The following is a 16368-nucleotide window of genomic DNA, read 5'->3' as shown; positions in this document are numbered from 1 at the left end:
GTCCCCGTCCCCCCTCCCTACCCGCTCCCGCACCCGAAGATCACGTGTGCGCGGACGGGTCACACCACGGCGTGCCCGTACGCGGTGACGAACGGGTCGAGGTCGGGGGCCCCGAACCGCTCGCCCATCAGCGCGAAGGCCGCGACCTTGTCGTCGCCGAACCGCCGGACGCGGGCGGCGTAGGACGCGGCGGTGACGAAGGTCGGCGGCTCGGTCTTGCTGTGGAACTTGTCCGCGTACATCACGAGCCGCTCCTCACCGGACTCGGCCACATAGTCGGCGACCGGCAGCGGGAGGTTCTGCCTCCGCACGTCGTCGCGGCTGATGCCCATGCCCGTATGGCGCGAGCAGAAGCGGCAGAGGGCCTCGGGGAACCCCTCGTCCCGGAGCAGTTCATGGCCGAGCACCCCATGGCGCACGTAATCCGGGCGGTCGAGCCTCCCGTCGGCGCCGTACAGGCGGTACACCCCGATGTCGTGCAGCAGGCTGCCCGCCCGGAGCAGGTCCGGGTCGAGATCGAGGCCGGTGCGGGCCAGAAGCTGCTCGGCGATCCCGCAGACGATCTCGCAGTGCGTGTACACGAGGTCGAGCGCCTCCCGCGTGGGCGCGTGTTCCCGGTGCAGCGCGCGGATCTCTTCGAGCGTCGGAATCTGCATGCTCGGAGCGTAGGGGGCCCAGCCGTTTTGGGCCCTGCCTCCGCCGCGGCCGGTGTGATTATGATCATGGCCCGACCCCCCACCCCGAAGGACGGGACATGTCCACCAAGCTCTCGAAACTGGCCGCAACGTCGGTCGCCGCGGTCGCCCTCGCGACGGCCGGGACCGCGCTGGCCGCCCCCGCCGGCGCCGCGACCGCCGGCTCCGGCGCCACCATCGCTTCGAGCTGGATCAAGTACGGCGACTACTCCTCCGACGCCAAGTGCAGGGCGAAGGGCGAGGCGCTGCGGAAGAGCGGGGCCTACCTGTCGTACTACTGCGAGTACACGGGGTTCTTCACGCTGATGGTCCTGACTCGCTGACCCGCTGACCGGCCCGGCCCGGGGGACGGGCCGGTCGAGCCCCCCGCGTCGGTCATCGGTTGTGGATCACGACGGGGACGTTCTTGGTCTTGCCGACGAGCCACAGGCCCGGATCGCCGGGAACGGCGGTGCCGCCCGTGACCTGCCCGTCGCCCGGGACGGGCGGGGCCTGCTTCGTCCAGGCCCCGTTCTCCAGCCGGTAGAGCTCGCCCCAGGTGGGCTGCAAGGCCCACATGGCCCCGTCACCGGTGCGGATCAGCCGCTCACCGGTCGGCGGCGAGGGGAAGTCCTGCCAGCTCGCGCCGTCCCAGCGGACGGCGATCCGCTTCATGGAGCCGTCCACCCGCTGGGAACCGGTGGCCCACACTTCGGTGTCGGAGACCGCCAGGACGCGGCCCCACTGGACGTCGTCGTAGCCGGGGACCTTGCTCCAGCTCCGCCCGTCCCAGTGCAGGAGCCCCCAGGTGGCGGCGGCCCAGGCGGACTCGTCCGAGACCACCGAGATCTCGTTGACGGCGATGCAGCAGTTGTCGGGGGCGCCGGTGTCCTGGTCGGTCCACCGCCCGTCCTCCCAGCGGACGAGGCCGACGCTACAGGCGAACCACGCGCCGGTGGAGTCGGCCGCCGGATGCAGGGGCCCGCAGCCGTCGTCCGGCGTCGCGACCTGCTTCCACCGCGTCCCGTCCCAGTGGGCCAGGTAGCGCCCGGTGTTACCGCCGTCATGAGGACGGATCGTGCCGGTGATCCACACGTTGTCCCGAGCCTCGGCGTCGACCTCCTGGATCACCACGTCGCCGCCCGCGCCCGGAGGGTCGTAGGTCTGCCAGGACGTGCCGTTCCAGTGGACCACGGCGCCCTTGGGCGGCAGGACGTGGATGGTGCCCGCGCCCCATCCCGGAACCGACCAGTCGATGCCCTGGTACCCCTGGTACCCGACCGCCCAGACGTCGTCCGGCCCGGTGGCCGAGACGGCCTCCAGCCCGCTGCGCGGCCAGAGCAGCGGCGTGGGCGCGGTGTGGAGCGGGAGCGGGTCGGCGGCCACGGCGGGCGGCCCGGCGAGCAGGCCCGCGACGGTGAGGACGGACAGGGAGGACGCGGCGATCCGTGCGGACAGGGCTGATCTCATCGGATGTCTCCCGGTGGCGGAGGAGGACGCACGGCCCCGATCCAACCACGCCAGTAATCGCTGACACAATCCCTCCCTGGTGCGGGCCGGCCTGGAGCGTCCCGATGCCGTCCCCGGCCTCTGCCAACATCGACTCGTTGCCGGGGAGCTGCCCGCCGCGAGATGCCGATGACTCCGGTGGGAAGCCCGGGTGGCCACCATCGGCCGGGGGCGTCCGTCCGCGGCGGCCGGGGCTGGGAGTGTCCCCCCGGGCGGGCGTTCGCCGTCTAAACCGGTTGCGGAGATTGGGAGGATAAGAGGGCGTCCGGCCGACCGTGACCGGACCATGCCTCCTCCCGGAAGAACCCGCGTGCTGATCCGACTTCTGAGGTCCCATCTCGGACCCTACAAACGCCCCATCGCCCTGCTGGCGCTGCTCCAGCTCGTGGCGACCATCGCCAACCTCTACCTGCCGACCCTGAACGCCGACATCATCGACGACGGCGTGGTCAAGGGCGACACCGGCCGCATCATGTGGCTCGGCGCCATCATGATCGCCATCACCCTGGTCCAGGCGGCCGGCTCGATCGGCGCGATCTACTTCGGCGCGCGCACGGCGAGCGCGGTGGGACGGGACATCCGGTCCTCGATCTTCACCCGGGTGCAGAGCTTCTCCGCCCGCGAGGTGGGGCGGTTCGGCGCGCCGTCGCTGGTCACCCGGACCACCAACGACGTCCAGCAGGTGCAGATGCTGGTGCTGATGACCTTCACCATGATGGTGATGGCGCCGATCATGTGCGTGGGCGGCATCGTGATGGCGCTCGGCCAGGACGTGCCGCTGTCCTCGCTGCTGCTCGCGGTGGTCCCGGTGCTGGGCGTCCTGATCGGCCTGATCATCCGGCGGATGCGGCCGCTGTTCCGCACCATGCAGGAACGGCTCGACACGGTGAACCGGGTGCTGCGCGAGCAGATCACCGGCATCCGGGTGATCCGGGCGTTCGTCCGCGACGACCACGAGCGCGAGCGGTTCGGCGCGGCCAACGCCGACCTGACCGACGTGTCGCTGCGGGCGGGCCGGCTGATGGCGCTGATGTTCCCCACCGTGATGGTGGTGGTGAACATCTCCAGCGTGGCGGTGCTGTGGTTCGGCGGGCACCGCATCGACGACGGCGGCATGGAGATCGGGGCGCTCACCGCCTTCCTCAGCTATCTGATGCAGATCCTGATGTCGGTGATGATGGCCACCTTCATGTTCATGATGGTGCCGCGCGCCGAGGTGTGCGCGGAGCGCATCGAGGAGGTGCTCGGCACCGAGTCGAGCGTCGTGCCGCCCGCCTCGCCGGTGACCTCGCTGAGCGGCGAGGGGCTGCTGGAACTGCGCGGCGCCGGGTTCCGCTACCCCGGCGCCGAGGCGATGGTGCTGCACGAGGTGGACCTGCTGGCCCGTCCCGGCGAGACCACCGCGGTGATCGGCTCGACCGGCAGCGGCAAGAGCACCCTGCTGGGGCTGGTGCCCCGCCTGTTCGACACCACCGGCGGCCAGGTGCTGATCGACGGGGTGGACGTGCGGGAGCTGGACCCGGCGCTGCTGGCCAGGACGGTCGGCCTCGTCCCGCAGAAGCCGTACCTGTTCTCCGGGACGGTCGCCACCAATCTGCGCTACGGCCGGCCGGACGCCACCGACGAGGAGCTGTGGCGGGCCCTGGAGGTCGCGCAGGCCGCGGGCTTCGTGCGCGCCCTGCCGGAGGGACTGGACGCGCCGATCTCGCAGGGCGGCACCAACGTGTCCGGCGGGCAGCGGCAGCGGATCGCGATCGCCCGCGTCCTGGTGCACCGCCCCGCGGTCTACCTCTTCGACGACTCCTTCTCGGCCCTGGACTACGCCACTGACGCGGCGCTCCGGGTCGCCCTGTCCCGCGAGATCACCGAGGCGACCGTGGTGATCGTCGCGCAGCGGGTCAGCACCATCCGTGACGCGCACCGCATCATCGTCCTGGACGAGGGGCAGGTGGTGGGCGTCGGAACGCACCACGAGCTGATGGCGGACAACGCCACGTACCGGGAGATCGTGCTCTCCCAGCTCACCGAGCAGGAGGCGGCATGAGCACCCCGGACAAGACGGGCGACCAGGGCGACGGCAAGGGCGCCGCGGTGCCCGCGCCGCGGCGCGGGCCCGCGCCGGCCTCCGGGCCCGCCCGGTTCATGACCGGCGGTCCCGTCGAGAAGTCGATGGACTTCCGCGGGTCCGGCCGCAGGCTGCTCGGCCTGATGCGGCCGGAGCGGGTCGGGCTGTACGCGGTACTGGGCCTCACCACCGCGAGCGTCGCGCTGACCGTCCTCGGGCCGAAGATCCTCGGCCACGCCACCGACCTGGTCTTCGCCGGGGTGGCCGGCCGGAACCTGCCCGCCGGGTCGACCAAGGCCGAGGCGATCGAGTACCTGCGGCAGCACGGCGACGGCGGCCTCGCCGACGTGCTGTCGGGGATGGACTTCACCCCGGGCCAGGGCATCGACTTCGGCGCGGTCGGCGCCGTCCTGCTCACCGTGCTCGGCGTGTACCTGGTGGCGGGCGCGTTCGGCATCGTCCAGGGGCGGCTGGCCACCCGCGTCATCCAGCGGACCGTGTCCCGCCTGCGCGCCGACGTCGAGGCGAAGCTGGCGCGGCTCCCGCTGTCCTACTTCGACCGGCAGCCGCGCGGCGAGGTCCTCAGCCGCGCCACCAACGACATCGACAACATCGGCCAGACGCTCCAGCAGACCATGGGCCAGATCGTGAACTCGCTGCTCACGATCGTCGGCGTGCTGGTGATGATGTTCTGGATCTCGCCGCTGCTGGCGCTGATCGCGCTGCTCACGGTGCCGGTGTCGGTGCTGGTCGCGGCGAAGGTCGGCAAGCGGGCGCAGCCGCAGTTCGTCCAGCAGTGGAAGACGACCGGCAAGCTCAACGCCCACATCGAGGAGATGTACACCGGCCACTCGGTGGTCAAGGTGTTCGGGCGGGAGGCCGAGTCGGCCGAGGCGTTCCACGAGCAGAACGAGGCGCTCTTCCGCTCCGGGTTCAAGGCGCAGTTCATCTCCGGGATCATCCAGCCCGCGATGATGTTCATCGGCAACCTCAACTACGTCCTGGTCGCGGTCGTCGGCGGGCTGCGGGTCGCCTCGGGCTCCCTGTCGATCGGCGACGTGCAGGCCTTCATCCAGTACTCGCGGCAGTTCACCCAGCCGCTCACCCAGGTCGCGAGCATGGCCAACCTGGTGCAGTCCGGGGTCGCCTCCGCCGAGCGGGTCTTCGAGCTGCTGGACGCGCGCGAGCAGGAGCCCGACCCGATCACCCCGGAGCGTCCCGCCGAGGCCCGCGGATGGGTCTCGCTGGAGAACGTGTCGTTCCGCTACGAGCCCGACAAGCCGCTGATCGAGGACCTGTCGCTGAAGGTCGAGCCGGGCAGCACGGTGGCCATTGTGGGGCCCACCGGCGCGGGCAAGACGACCCTGGTGAACCTGCTGATGCGGTTCTACGAGGTGACCGGCGGCCGGATCGTCCTGGACGGGACCGACATCGCGGCGATGTCCCGCGAGGAACTGCGGTCCGGGATCGGCATGGTGCTCCAGGACACCTGGCTGTTCGGCGGCACCATCGCCGACAACATCGCCTACGGCCGCCGGGGCGCCACCCGCGAAGAGGTCGAGGAGGCCGCGCGGGCGGCGCACGCCGACCGCTTCATCCGCACCCTGCCGAAGGGCTACGACACCGTCATCGACGACGAGGGCGCGGGCGTCAGCGCGGGCGAGAAGCAGTTGATCACCATCGCCCGCGCGTTCCTGTCCGATCCCGTGATCCTGGTGCTGGACGAGGCCACCAGCTCCGTCGACACCCGGACCGAGGTGCTGATCCAGCGCGCCATGGCCACCCTGAGCAGCGGCCGGACGAGCTTCGTCATCGCGCACCGCCTCTCCACCATCCGGGACGCCGACGTCATCCTGGTCATGGAGGCCGGCTCCATCGTCGAACAGGGCGCCCACACCGAGCTCCTCGCCGCGGAGGGCCCCTACGCCCGCCTGTACGCGGCCCAGTTCGCGGAACCGGTGGCCGAACTGGACTGACCGCCCCCATGTGAGTCTCTTCACGTCCGCCCGCATGTATTTGCACGGCACTGTGCAATTCGAGTAACTTGCACAGTGCTGTGCAAATGCGTGCGAGGAGCGACATGTCACTGATCGTCAGAACTCCGGTGGACCCAACGGGCCGGCCCTACGGCCGGCGGCGGGCCGCGCTGGGGGTGCTGTGCCTGAGCCTGCTGATCATCGTGATGGCGAACACCTCACTGATCGTCGCGGCGCCGGCCATGACCGCGGACCTCGGGCTGAGCGGCAGTGACCTGCAATGGGTGATCGACGCCTACACCGTCCCGTACGCGGCGCTGATGCTGATGATGGGCGCGGCCGGGGACAAGTACGGGCGCCGCGGGGCGCTGCTCGGCGGGCTGGCGGTCTTCGTCGCGGGCTCGGTCGCGGGCAGCCTGGCGGGCTCGGTGGCCTGGGTGATCGCCGCGCGCGGCGTGATGGGGATCGGCGCCGCCATGATCATGCCCGCCACCCTGTCGCTGCTGGTGGCCACCTTCCCGCGTGCCGAGCGGGCCCGCGCCATCACCGCCTGGACGGCCACCTCCGGGCTGGCCATCGCGGCCGGTCCGCTGCTGGCCGGCTGGCTGCTGGAGGACCACTCCTGGGGCTCGACGTTCCTGATCAACGTCCCGGTCGCGGTGCTCGCGATGGCCGCGGCGCTGTTCCTGGTCCCGCCGTCGAAGGCGTCCGGGCGGGGACGCCTGGACCTGGTGGGCGGGGCGCTCTCGGTCGTCTTCCTCGCCGCGCTCGTCTACGCGATCATCGAGGGCCCGCACTTCGGCTGGGGCGCCGCGGCGGTCACGGCGGCGGTCGTCGCGGTGGCGGGGGCCGTGGCCTTCGTCCTGTGGGAGCTGCGCCACCCGAGGCCCCTCCTGGACGTCCGCACGTTCCGCGACCGGACGTTCGCCGGCGCCAACCTCGCGGTCGTGCTGTTCTTCCTCGCCGCGTTCGGGTCCATCTACTACCTGACCCAGCACCTTCAGTTCGTGCTCGGCTACGGCCCGCTCGCGACGGGCCTGCGCCTGCTGCCCCTGGCCGGAGCCGTGTTCGCCGGGGCGGCGGTCACCAACGTGCTGACCCCGAGGGTGGGGATGAGGGTCAGCGTCGTCCTCGGGATGGCGCTCGGCACCCTCGGCATCTCCCTCATGACGGGCGTGACCGCCGCGTCCGGCTACGGCGCCTTCCTGGCCCCGCTGCTCCTGCTGGGCGCGGCGATCGGGCTGAGCGTCTCACCGTGCACCGACGCCATCATGGGCGCCTTCGAGGAACGGCGGCTCGGCATCGGCGGCGCCGTCAACGACACCTCGCTGGAGCTCGGCGGCTCGCTCGGCATCGCGATCCTGGGCTCGATCCTGGCGGCGTCCTACGAGTCCGAGATCACCGGCGCGATCGCGGGCAGGCTCCCGGCGGACGCCGCGAGCACGGCCCAGGACTCCGTCGGCGGCGCGCTCGCGGTCGCCGGACGCGTCGCGGCGTCCGGCCACGCGGACCAGGCCGCCCTGCTCGTCCGCGCCGCCCACGAGGCGTTCGCCAACGGCGTCGCGCACACCAGCCTGATCGGCGCCCTCGTCCTGGGGGCCGGCACCATCATCGTCGCCGTGCTCCTGCCCGCCCGCCGCCGTCCCCGCCCCACCCCCGAAAAGGTCCCCGAGAGCCCCCGCATCCCCCAAGAAATCAGCCCCCAGTAGTGCTCGATGAATCCGGTGTTCCCGGTTGGTTCGGCTGACGGGCGTGGGGAGGGCGCAGGGTGGTCGAGGCGTGGATTTGCACGGTCATCGTCGTCCTCCTGAGGTGTTCTGCACAGCCCATCGCGACGACGGGCTGCTAGTGCCGCATCAGGCAACGTTCGCCCTGTCCGTTGTCTGGGACGATAGGCCGCATGGACGAGGAAGTCATTCCAATTCTTCACGTCGAGGACGCTGCTGCGGCGGTCGCGTGGTACGGCCGTCTGGGTTTCACCCAGCAGTGGGAACATCGCTTTGAGCCGGGGCTTCCCGCGTTCGTGGAGGTGGCCCGTGGCAGGGTCAGGTTGTTCTTGTCAGAGCACAAAGGCGACGCCCGTCCCGACACATTGATCTACCTCCGCGTCCGTGAAGTCGATGCCATCGCGGAGGAGTTCGGTGTCCGAGCGAAGGACGCTCCATGGGCACGCGAGATTGAGCTGCGTGATCCCGACGGCAACCGCCTACGGGTGGGCACTCCTGCGGAATAAGCACTGCCGGTAGTGCGAGGCAGAGAAACTGCGCTGGTGGCAGAACGAGTACGTGTCCGTGAGATCGATGATGACGAAGGCAGGCGGCTGCTGCGGATCATCCGCCGCGGTACCGGTTCGGTGGTGACCTGGCGGTGGGCGCAGATGTGCTGCTGTCCGCGCAGGGCATGACCGTGGCGAAGATTGCCGAAGTCGGCAGTCTGGAGATCATGTGGGAGCAGCTTCAGCGCCTTCTCGACATGTCCGAGTGGCCGAACGTGATCGTCCGGGTGGTGCCGAGGACCTGGGACACCGGCGGCTGCCCTGGGCTTGATGGATCGTTCAAGCTCCTCAAAGGACGAGACTTCGCCGACGTCGCCTACACGCAGTCCCCCGGAACGGGACGGCTGGTCTCCTCTCCCGCCGAGGTGGAACGGTATGTCGTAAGGTACGACCAGATCAGCGCCAAGGCGATGCCGGAGGGCCCCTCCCGGGAACTGATCCGATCCGTGATGGAGGATTTCAAGTGACACCCCCCACGTGGCGCAAGAGCAACTACAGCGGGACAGAGGGCGACTGCGTGGAGGTCGCGAACCTCGACGTGGTTGTCGGTGTTCGGGATAGCAAGGACCCTGAGGGTGGCCGCCTCTCGCTCGACCGCACCGCGTTCGGTGGGTTGCTGGCGCGGGTGAAGGCGGGCGACCTCGACCTCTGACCGGCTTGGACCCGGGCCCGTGACCTGCTCACGGAGCCGGGGCCCATGGCCGGAGGTGGCTACGTCACCTCCGTGCGACTGGCCCGGTGGTTATGTTCATGGGAACCAGAGCGTGAAGCGAAAGGTGATGCCATGGCCAGCCACCCCGGCAACATCGATGCCCCCCAGAGAGCCGATGACCTGGTGACCCGCTCGCCAGACGGCGAATCACGGGGCCTGATGGCCCGGGTCGGAGACCTGTTCCCGCTGAACCCCATCGGCAACGTCCTGTCCCGGACCGACGCGTCCGCCTCCCCGGCCCGCCCCTGGGGCCTTCGCTTCCTGAGCGTCCCTCAGCCGCGCGCAGGGAAACACGAGGGCGGCACCAACGAGACTTCCGGCGACCCGGACGGCAACAAGCCGGGCGAAGAGAGAAGCAAGGATTGACCGCCTCGGCGCACGGTCGGTCGGTTCTGGTGCTCACCTCTCCGGAGGACCCTACGGCTGACCGGGTAGCGGCGGAGCTCGCGGTGCGCGGTGTCCCGGTCGCCCGGCTGGACACCGCGCAGTTCCCCATCGAGATCTCCATGACGGCCACCATCTCCAGCGGGGACCGCTGGCGCGGGCGACTTCGTTCGGTCGGTCGAGGGCATGACGTTCTCGATCTGGCGGACGTGGGAGGGGTGTACTACCGCCGCCCCGAGCAATTCGTGCTGGATGAGCGGATGTCCGCGCCGGAACGGGTGTTCGCCTACGGGGAGGCCCGCGTCGGGTTCGGCGGGGTGGTTCAAGCCCTTGCCGGCGCGCGGTGGGTGAACGATCCGGTCGCGGCGGCCCGCACCGAGTACAAACCGGTCCAGCTCGCTATGGCGGCGCAGGTCGGCTTAGCGGTGCCTGCCACGCTCATCACCTCCGACTCACAGGCCGCGCATGACTGGGCCACGGCGCGCGGCGGCCCGATCATCTACAAGCCCATGGGTGGGATCTGGCACGGCGACGAGGGCAAAGTCCGCGTGCTGTACACGACCCGCGTTGAGGAACCGGAATCGTTGCTCGACCCGGCGATCTCCCGGACGGCCAACCTGTTCCAGGAAGAGGTTCCCAAGGCGTTCGAGGCCCGCGCGGTCGTGGTCGGGAATCGGGTGTTCGCCATGCGGATCGAGGCGGGCAGTGAACGCGCTGCGATTGACTGGCGCAGCGACTACGACTCACTGACCTACGGCGAACTCCACCTCCCCGCGGAGACATGCGGGAAGCTGGTGGAACTACACCAGCGGCTCGGCCTGGTGTGCGGGGCCGTAGACCTGATCTGTGATCCGGATGGCCGCTGGGTGTTCCTGGAGACCAACCAGGGGGGTGAGTGGGGATGGCTCACCCAGGAGACCGGCTCGCCGATCGCCGCCGCAATCGCTGACGAGCTGACCAGGGGATCAGAGTGACCGACGCGACCGCCGCCGCCCGCAACCGCGCCATGACCGACGCCTTGCGGGCGGCGGGATCGCTCACCCAGGCCCGGGTGGAGGCCGCCATGCACGCTACGCCCCGCCACTTGTTCGCCCGCGACTCCGGATGGCTCAGTCCCGACCACGGAGCCGGACCGGGCCGGACCATCCACCGCCAGGCCGACCCCGACGGATGGTGGTCGGCCGTCTACAGCGATGGCTCGATCATTACCCAGCGCGACGACGGCGCCGGGGTTGCCGACTCCGCGAACGGCGCCCCAACGAGTTCCCTGTCGGCGCCGGGCGTGGTCGCTGAGTTCCTGGAGCTGCTGGCCATACGGCCACGTGACCGCGTGCTGGAGATCGGAACCGGAACAGGGTGGACGGCCGCGCTACTGGCTCAGATGGACACCGACGTGACGAGCATCGAGGTTGACCCGCACGTCGCTGAGCAGGCCGTCGCCAACCTCAAGACGGCCGACCGCGCCCCGCGCCTGCTCGTGGGCGACGGCGCCGAGGGCTGGCCCGAGGGCGCGCCCTACGACCGCGTTCACGCGACATGCGCCGTGGCGCGGGTGCCGTTCGCGTGGGTCGAGCAGACCCGGCCCGGCGGCATGATCGTGACCCCCTGGCAGCCGATGACGGGATACGGGTGGAAGCTGCGGCTGATCGCGTCCGGCTCCCAGGCCGTGGGCCGGTTCCACGGGACGGCCGGGTTCATGATGTTGCGCGAGCAGCGCACCGCCGCACGGTGGAACCCGCGTCACGCCGACGAGGCCATGTCCACTCGCACCCGCCTGGACCCACGCACCGTAGCGCAGTCCGGGACAGGACTCGCACTGGCGGTTTTCGCAGGATGCCCCGGCATGGGCATGATCCCCATGGACAACGACGACGGCTCGTTCTCGCTGCTGCAATTCGAGATCGGCAACGCGGAAGGTGCGTGGGCTTCGTGCGACTGGGAGCCGGACAGCACCGACTACGAGGTCACCCAGTACGGCGACCGGCGGCTGTGGGACGAGACCGAGAACGCGTTCGCCTGGTGGGTCGAGCAAGGCGCCCCCGGCGAAGACCGGTACGGCCTCACGGTCACCGAGGGCGGCGAGCTCCTGTGGCTTGACCAGCCGACGAACGTCGTCGGGGGAGATCACTAGGAGGACCCGAAGGGGCCGGGGGTCAAGGTTTGCGGGCGACGGCGGCGTAGCCGGCCACTTCGTCGGGGGAGCCCCACGGGGTGTGCTCGGGACGCCAGCGCGACATCGAGACCACGCCGGGCGGGAGCAGTTCCAGGCCGTCGAAGAACCGGGTGAACTGCTCGCGCGTGCGGGGCACCATCGGGTTGGCCGACTTCTCGTTCCAGTCCGCCTGGGCCTGCGCCTGGGCGGTCCGCCCCTCGTCGAAGTCCAGGGTGGCGTGCGTGATCACCAGGTGGCTGCCGGACGGCACCGCGTCCAGCAGCCGGGCCAGCAGGCGCCGCGCCTCACCGTCGTCCTGGACGAAGTGCACGACGCCCAGCAGCATGATCGCGACGGGCCGGGCGAGGTCCAGCGTCGCCGCCGCCTTCTCCAGGATCTCGCCGGGGTCGCGCAGGTCGGCGTGGATGTAGTCGCACGCCCCCTCGGGAGTCCCGGTGAGCAGGGCTCTGGCGTGGACGAGCACCAGCGGGTCGTTGTCGACGTAGACGATCCGCGAGTCCGGGGCGGTCCGCTGGGCGACCTCGTGGGTGTTGTCCATGGTCGGCAGGCCGGTGCCGATGTCGAGGAACTGCCGGACGCCCGCCTCGCCCGCCAGGTACCGGACGGACCGTCCGAGAAAGGCGCGGTCGGCCAGGGCGATGTCGACGATCTGCGGGAACACGGCGCGGAACTGCTCGGCCGCCCGCTGGTCGGCCTCGTAGTTGTCCTTGCCGCCCAGCAGGTGGTTCCAGACCCTGGCCGAATGCGGGACGGTGGTGTCGAGCTCAGGGGTCATCCCGGGCGGGTTCGATGCGTCATCGGCCACGAAAGCGTCTCCTGCTCGGCTCCGTCGGGCCGTCCGGCCCCTCGCGGACAACCTAGTGCCCCGGCCGGCTTTCAGTCCTTGCGGCCGACGGCTCCGTAGAGCCACGTGCCGACCTTCTCCGCGGGCGCGTCACCTTGGTCCGACTCGGGGTTCCACTGGTCGATGGTGACCAGGCCGGGGTCGACCGGGGTGAAGCCCTCGAAGAAGGGCGCGATCTCGTTCCTGCTGCGGAAGTAGATGGGCGTCGGCGTGGTCGCGTAGACGGCCTCGATCTGGTCGACCGCATGCGCCGCATGGTCCTCCCTGGTGACGTGGGTCGCGGACAGGAAGCTGCCCGGCGCCAGCGCGTCCCGCAGGGTGCTGATGACGGGGGCCCGCTCGTCCAGGGTGAGGAAGTGGATCATGGCGATCATCAGTACCCCGACGGGCTCGTCGAAGTTGATCAGCTTGGCCGTCTCGGGGTGGTCGAGCACCTCGCGGGGACGGTGCATGTCGGCCTGGGCCACCGTGGTGCGGTCGTTGGTCGCCAGCAGCGCGCGGCCGTGGGCGAGTACCACCGGGTCGCTGTCGACGTAGACGACGCGGGCGTCGGGGGTGATCTCTTCGGCGATCTCGTGGGTGTTGCCCGCGGTGGGGAGGCCGGAGCCGATGTCGAGGAACTGCCGGATCCCCTGGCGCGCCATGTAGCGCACCGAGCGGCGGAGGAAGGACCGGTTCTCCTGGGCCAGCAGGCCGATCTCGGGCATGGCCTGCGCGACGCGGTCGGCGGCGTCCCGGTCGATCTGGAAGTTGTCCTTCCCGTGCAGGTAGTAGTCGTACATCCGGGCGACGCTCGCCGTCGTGGGGTCGATTCCCGGTCGGGCGTCACGCCTCGGTTCCTGCACGCCGTGGCCTCCAGTCAAGATCGTCCAGTTCCGGCCAGCGTAGCCGGACCACCACCCTCGATGAGAACATTCACCACAACAACCACAGCTACCTCGTGAACGACGCACGCGCCGTCATATCGCCCCTTCGGCTTCTTCGCGCTCGTGGGGTTCGGGTTCGCCGAACCAGGCGACCGCGACGGCGCCCGCCACGGCCAGGACGAAGCCGAAGACCGCCAACCAGCCCAGGCCGGGACGGGAGGCGTCGCCCAGCCAGAGCACGCCGAGCGCTCCGGGGACGACCGTCTCGCCCACCACCAGCGCCGCGGTGGCGCCGTTGACCGAACCGATCTGCAAGGCGATGGTGTGCAGGTACATGCCGCCGATCCCCGCGACGGCGAGCGTGTACAGCGCCGGGTCGGCCAGCATGCGGGGGAAGTCGAACGGGGCCGCGCCGTTGAGGATCCGGACCGCGACGCCGACCGCGCCGAAGCCGAGGCCCGACAGCAGTCCGGCGAGGATGGCGGCGCGCGCCCCGATCCGCCGGACGAGCAGGATCCCGCCGCCCATCAGCAGCGCCGAGAGCCCCAGCAGCCACCAGTGGGTGGTGATCGGGGTCTGGGGATGCCCCTCGTGGCCGGCCGCGCCGGCCAGCAGCACCAGCGCCGAGCAGACCACCCCGATGGACGCCCATTCGGGCCGGGTCAGCCTGATGCCCAGCATCTTGGTGCTCAGCACCGCCGTGATCACGAGGTTGGCGCTGATCACGGTCTGCGACAGGAAGAGCGGCAGCAGCCGGGCGGCGAGCGCGCCGAGCCCGAAGCCGACGAAGTCCAGCACGCTCCCCAGCAGGAACTCCCAGGTCACGATCGCCCTGGCGGTCGACGAGAGGCTGGGGCCCCCGTGCTCGGTGGTGTTGCCGGAGGCGGGGCCGGAGTGCTGGCGGGCCGACCGGCGGGACCCGACCGCCTGGAGCACCGACCCGGTGCCGTAGCAAGCCGATGCCGCGACTGCCGTCACCAGACCAATGATCACCAGTTGATCCCTCTCACGTGCCCGCCGGGAGCAACCGAGCCTACGCGGCGAGGCCCGGTGAGACGCGCGTCACGGCGGCGCGGTGGCGGGACGGCGCGGGGCGGCGGGACGGGTGCGGGACCCGCCGTGACCGGGCGTCACCCGGTGTCCCTGCCGGATAGTCGGGCAAAAGTTACTAATGGGTAGGTAGTGACTATTTCGGACAGAATATAGAACATGTTCTCACTCGACAGGAGTGAGGTGCATCACATGCACGAAAGAGACGGGCATGGAGCGGGGTATCGAGGCGTATCCCGTCGCGGATTCATCGCTGGAACAGGTTCTATTCTGGGTGCGGCGGCGCTCGGGGGACGGGCTCTCGCGACGCAGCCGTCCGGACCGGCGGCGGCTCCGATCGCCGCCGGGGCCAACGTCCAGGCGCTGGTGATCGGCACCGGGTACGGCGGCTCCGTCGCCGCCCTGCGGCTCGCTCAGGCGGGCGTGGACGTGCACATGATCGAGATGGGCATGGCCTGGGACACCCCCGGCTCGGACGGCAAGATCTTCGCCAACACCACCAACCCGGACGGCCGGTCCTACTGGCTCCGCACCAAGACCAAGCAGCCGCTCAGCAACTTCCTCGGCTTCCCGATCGACCGCAAGATCCCCCGCTACACCGGGATCCTGGACGCCGAGGACTTCAGCGGGATCACCGTCTACCAGGGGCGCGGCGTCGGCGGCGGCTCGCTGGTCAACGGCGGGATGGCGGTCACGCCCAAGCGGGAGAACTTCGGCGCCATCCTCCCATCGGTGGACGTCGACGAGATGTACAACACCTACTATCCGCGCGCCAACGCCGGACTCGGCTCCGCCACCATCGACCCGGCCTGGTTCGAGAGTGCCGAGTGCTACCAGTACGCCAGGGTCGGACGCAAGCACGCCCAGCGCTCCGGCTTCCCGTTCGTGTTCGTCCCCACCGTGTACGACTGGGACTACATGAAGCAGGAGGCGGCCGGGGCCGTTCCCAAGTCGGCGCTGGCCGGCGAGATCCTCTACGGCAACAACTACGGCAAGAGGTCGCTCCAGAAGACCTACCTCGCCCAGATCAAGGCGACCGGCAAGGTCACCATCTCGCCGCTGCACCGGGTCACCTCGGTGGCCCCGGCGGCGGGCGGCGGCTACACGGTCGTCATGGAGCAGCTGAGCACCAGCGGGGACACGGTCGCCACCAAGACCGTGACCGCCGACCGGGTGTTCTTCGCGGCGGGCAGCGTCGGCACCAGCAAGCTGCTGGTCAAGCTGAAGGCGAACGGCGCGCTGCCCAACCTGAACGGCGAGGTCGGCCAGGGCTGGGGCGACAACGGCAACGTCATGTGCGGCCGGGCCAACCACCTGTGGGACCCGACCGGCAGCCTCCAGGCATCCATCCCGACGGGCGGCATCGACAACTGGACGGCCGGCGGCGCGTTCGCCGAGGTCGCGCCGCTGCCCACCGGCATCGAGACCTACGCCTCGTTCTACCTGTCGATCACCAAGAACCCGAACCGCGCCCAGTTCTCCTGGAACGCCGCCGCGAACAGGGTCGACCTGAACTGGCAGGCCTCCTGGAAGCAGCCGTCCATCGAGATGGCCAAGTCGATCTTCGACAAGATCAACAGAAAGGAGGGGACGATCTACCGGACCGACCTCTTCGGTGTCAGCAAGATCTGGGGCGACCACCTCACCTACCACCCGCTCGGCGGCGCGGTGCTGAACAAGGCCACCGACAACTACGGCCGGCTGCACGGCCACCCCGGGCTGTACGTCATCGACGGCGCGCTGATCCCCGGCAACACCAGCGTCAATCCGTTCGTGTCCATCACGGCGCTCGCCGAACGGAACATCGAGAAGATCATCGCCACCGACCTGTGACGATGGC

General features: G+C 70.3%; 16 protein-coding genes. 11 read left to right on the top strand and 5 right to left on the bottom strand.

Features of this window, described 5'->3' with window-relative positions:
- Positions 1-59: 59 nt before the first annotated feature.
- Entirely contained in the window at positions 60-656 is a 597-nt protein-coding gene (locus QP090_RS24475; protein WP_285941637.1) for an HD domain-containing protein, read from the bottom strand.
- 98 nt (positions 657-754) lie between these two features.
- On the opposite strand from QP090_RS24475, the gene QP090_RS24470 reads away from it, so the two are divergent.
- Positions 755-1018, top strand: coding sequence for a hypothetical protein (locus QP090_RS24470; RefSeq protein WP_285941635.1), 264 nt, complete (start codon positions 755-757; stop codon positions 1016-1018).
- Positions 1019-1070: 52 nt separating this feature from the next.
- Here the strand turns inward: QP090_RS24470 and QP090_RS24465 are convergent, their stop codons facing one another.
- On the bottom strand, positions 1071-2144 hold the full coding sequence (locus tag QP090_RS24465) for a hypothetical protein (RefSeq protein ID WP_285941633.1): 1074 nt from the start codon (positions 2142-2144) through the stop codon (positions 1071-1073).
- 349 nt (positions 2145-2493) lie between these two features.
- On the opposite strand from QP090_RS24465, the gene QP090_RS24460 reads away from it, so the two are divergent.
- The 9 genes from QP090_RS24460 (at position 2494) to QP090_RS24420 (ending at position 11726) form a co-directional block, all read left to right on the top strand.
- On the top strand, positions 2494-4227 hold the full coding sequence (locus QP090_RS24460; protein WP_285941632.1) for an ABC transporter ATP-binding protein: 1734 nt from the start codon (positions 2494-2496) through the stop codon (positions 4225-4227).
- Positions 4224-6224 carry an ABC transporter ATP-binding protein gene (locus QP090_RS24455; RefSeq protein WP_285941630.1) on the top strand — a complete coding sequence of 667 codons (2001 nt, stop codon included), beginning with the start codon at positions 4224-4226 and terminating at the stop codon, positions 6222-6224. Before QP090_RS24460 ends, QP090_RS24455 begins: the two co-directional genes overlap by 4 nt.
- Before the next feature lie 104 nt (positions 6225-6328).
- Positions 6329-7933, top strand: a complete 1605-nt coding sequence (locus tag QP090_RS24450) for an MFS transporter (RefSeq protein ID WP_285941628.1) — start codon at positions 6329-6331, stop codon at positions 7931-7933.
- Positions 7934-8124: 191 nt separating this feature from the next.
- Complete coding sequence (locus QP090_RS24445) at positions 8125-8457, top strand: glyoxalase superfamily protein (protein ID WP_285941626.1); 333 nt, start codon at positions 8125-8127, stop codon at positions 8455-8457.
- Positions 8458-8591: 134 nt separating this feature from the next.
- Positions 8592-8966: a DUF5753 domain-containing protein gene (locus QP090_RS24440; RefSeq protein WP_285941623.1), complete on the top strand. Its 375-nt coding sequence runs from the start codon at positions 8592-8594 to the stop codon at positions 8964-8966.
- A complete protein-coding gene (locus QP090_RS24435; protein WP_285941621.1) occupies positions 8963-9151 on the top strand; it encodes a DUF397 domain-containing protein in 189 nt (62 codons plus the stop codon). The genes QP090_RS24440 and QP090_RS24435 overlap by 4 nt, the downstream gene beginning before the upstream one ends.
- Positions 9152-9283: 132 nt before the next feature.
- Complete coding sequence (locus QP090_RS24430) at positions 9284-9577, top strand: hypothetical protein (RefSeq protein ID WP_285941619.1); 294 nt, start codon at positions 9284-9286, stop codon at positions 9575-9577.
- Complete coding sequence (gene tgmB / locus QP090_RS24425; RefSeq protein ID WP_285941618.1) at positions 9574-10569, top strand: ATP-grasp ribosomal peptide maturase; 996 nt, start codon at positions 9574-9576, stop codon at positions 10567-10569. The genes QP090_RS24430 and tgmB overlap by 4 nt, the downstream gene beginning before the upstream one ends.
- On the top strand, positions 10566-11726 hold the full coding sequence (locus QP090_RS24420) for a methyltransferase domain-containing protein (RefSeq protein WP_285941616.1): 1161 nt from the start codon (positions 10566-10568) through the stop codon (positions 11724-11726). Before tgmB ends, QP090_RS24420 begins: the two co-directional genes overlap by 4 nt.
- Positions 11727-11748: 22 nt before the next feature.
- Here the strand turns inward: QP090_RS24420 and QP090_RS24415 are convergent, their stop codons facing one another.
- The 3 genes from QP090_RS24415 to QP090_RS24405 all read right to left on the bottom strand — a co-directional run bounded on the left by QP090_RS24415 (position 11749) and on the right by QP090_RS24405 (position 14456).
- The gene (locus QP090_RS24415; RefSeq protein WP_285942784.1) at positions 11749-12543 is read right to left on the bottom strand and encodes an SAM-dependent methyltransferase; all 795 of its coding nucleotides are present in this window, start codon (positions 12541-12543) and stop codon (positions 11749-11751) included.
- A gap of 101 nt (positions 12544-12644) precedes the next feature.
- Positions 12645-13457: an SAM-dependent methyltransferase gene (locus QP090_RS24410; RefSeq protein WP_285941613.1), complete on the bottom strand. Its 813-nt coding sequence runs from the start codon at positions 13455-13457 to the stop codon at positions 12645-12647.
- Positions 13458-13571: 114 nt separating this feature from the next.
- Positions 13572-14456 carry a DMT family protein gene (locus QP090_RS24405; protein WP_285941611.1) on the bottom strand — a complete coding sequence of 295 codons (885 nt, stop codon included), beginning with the start codon at positions 14454-14456 and terminating at the stop codon, positions 13572-13574.
- Positions 14457-14894: 438 nt separating this feature from the next.
- On the opposite strand from QP090_RS24405, the gene QP090_RS24400 reads away from it, so the two are divergent.
- Positions 14895-16361, top strand: a complete 1467-nt coding sequence (locus tag QP090_RS24400) for a GMC oxidoreductase (RefSeq protein ID WP_285941609.1) — start codon at positions 14895-14897, stop codon at positions 16359-16361.
- The last annotated feature ends 7 nt before the right edge of the window (positions 16362-16368 follow it).

This window comes from Actinomadura xylanilytica (genome assembly GCF_030283145.1).
GTDB classification, from domain to species: domain Bacteria; phylum Actinomycetota; class Actinomycetes; order Streptosporangiales; family Streptosporangiaceae; genus Spirillospora; species Spirillospora xylanilytica.
Note: the sequence above shows the minus strand (reverse complement) of the source record. Positions and strands in the feature narration are given on the sequence as shown.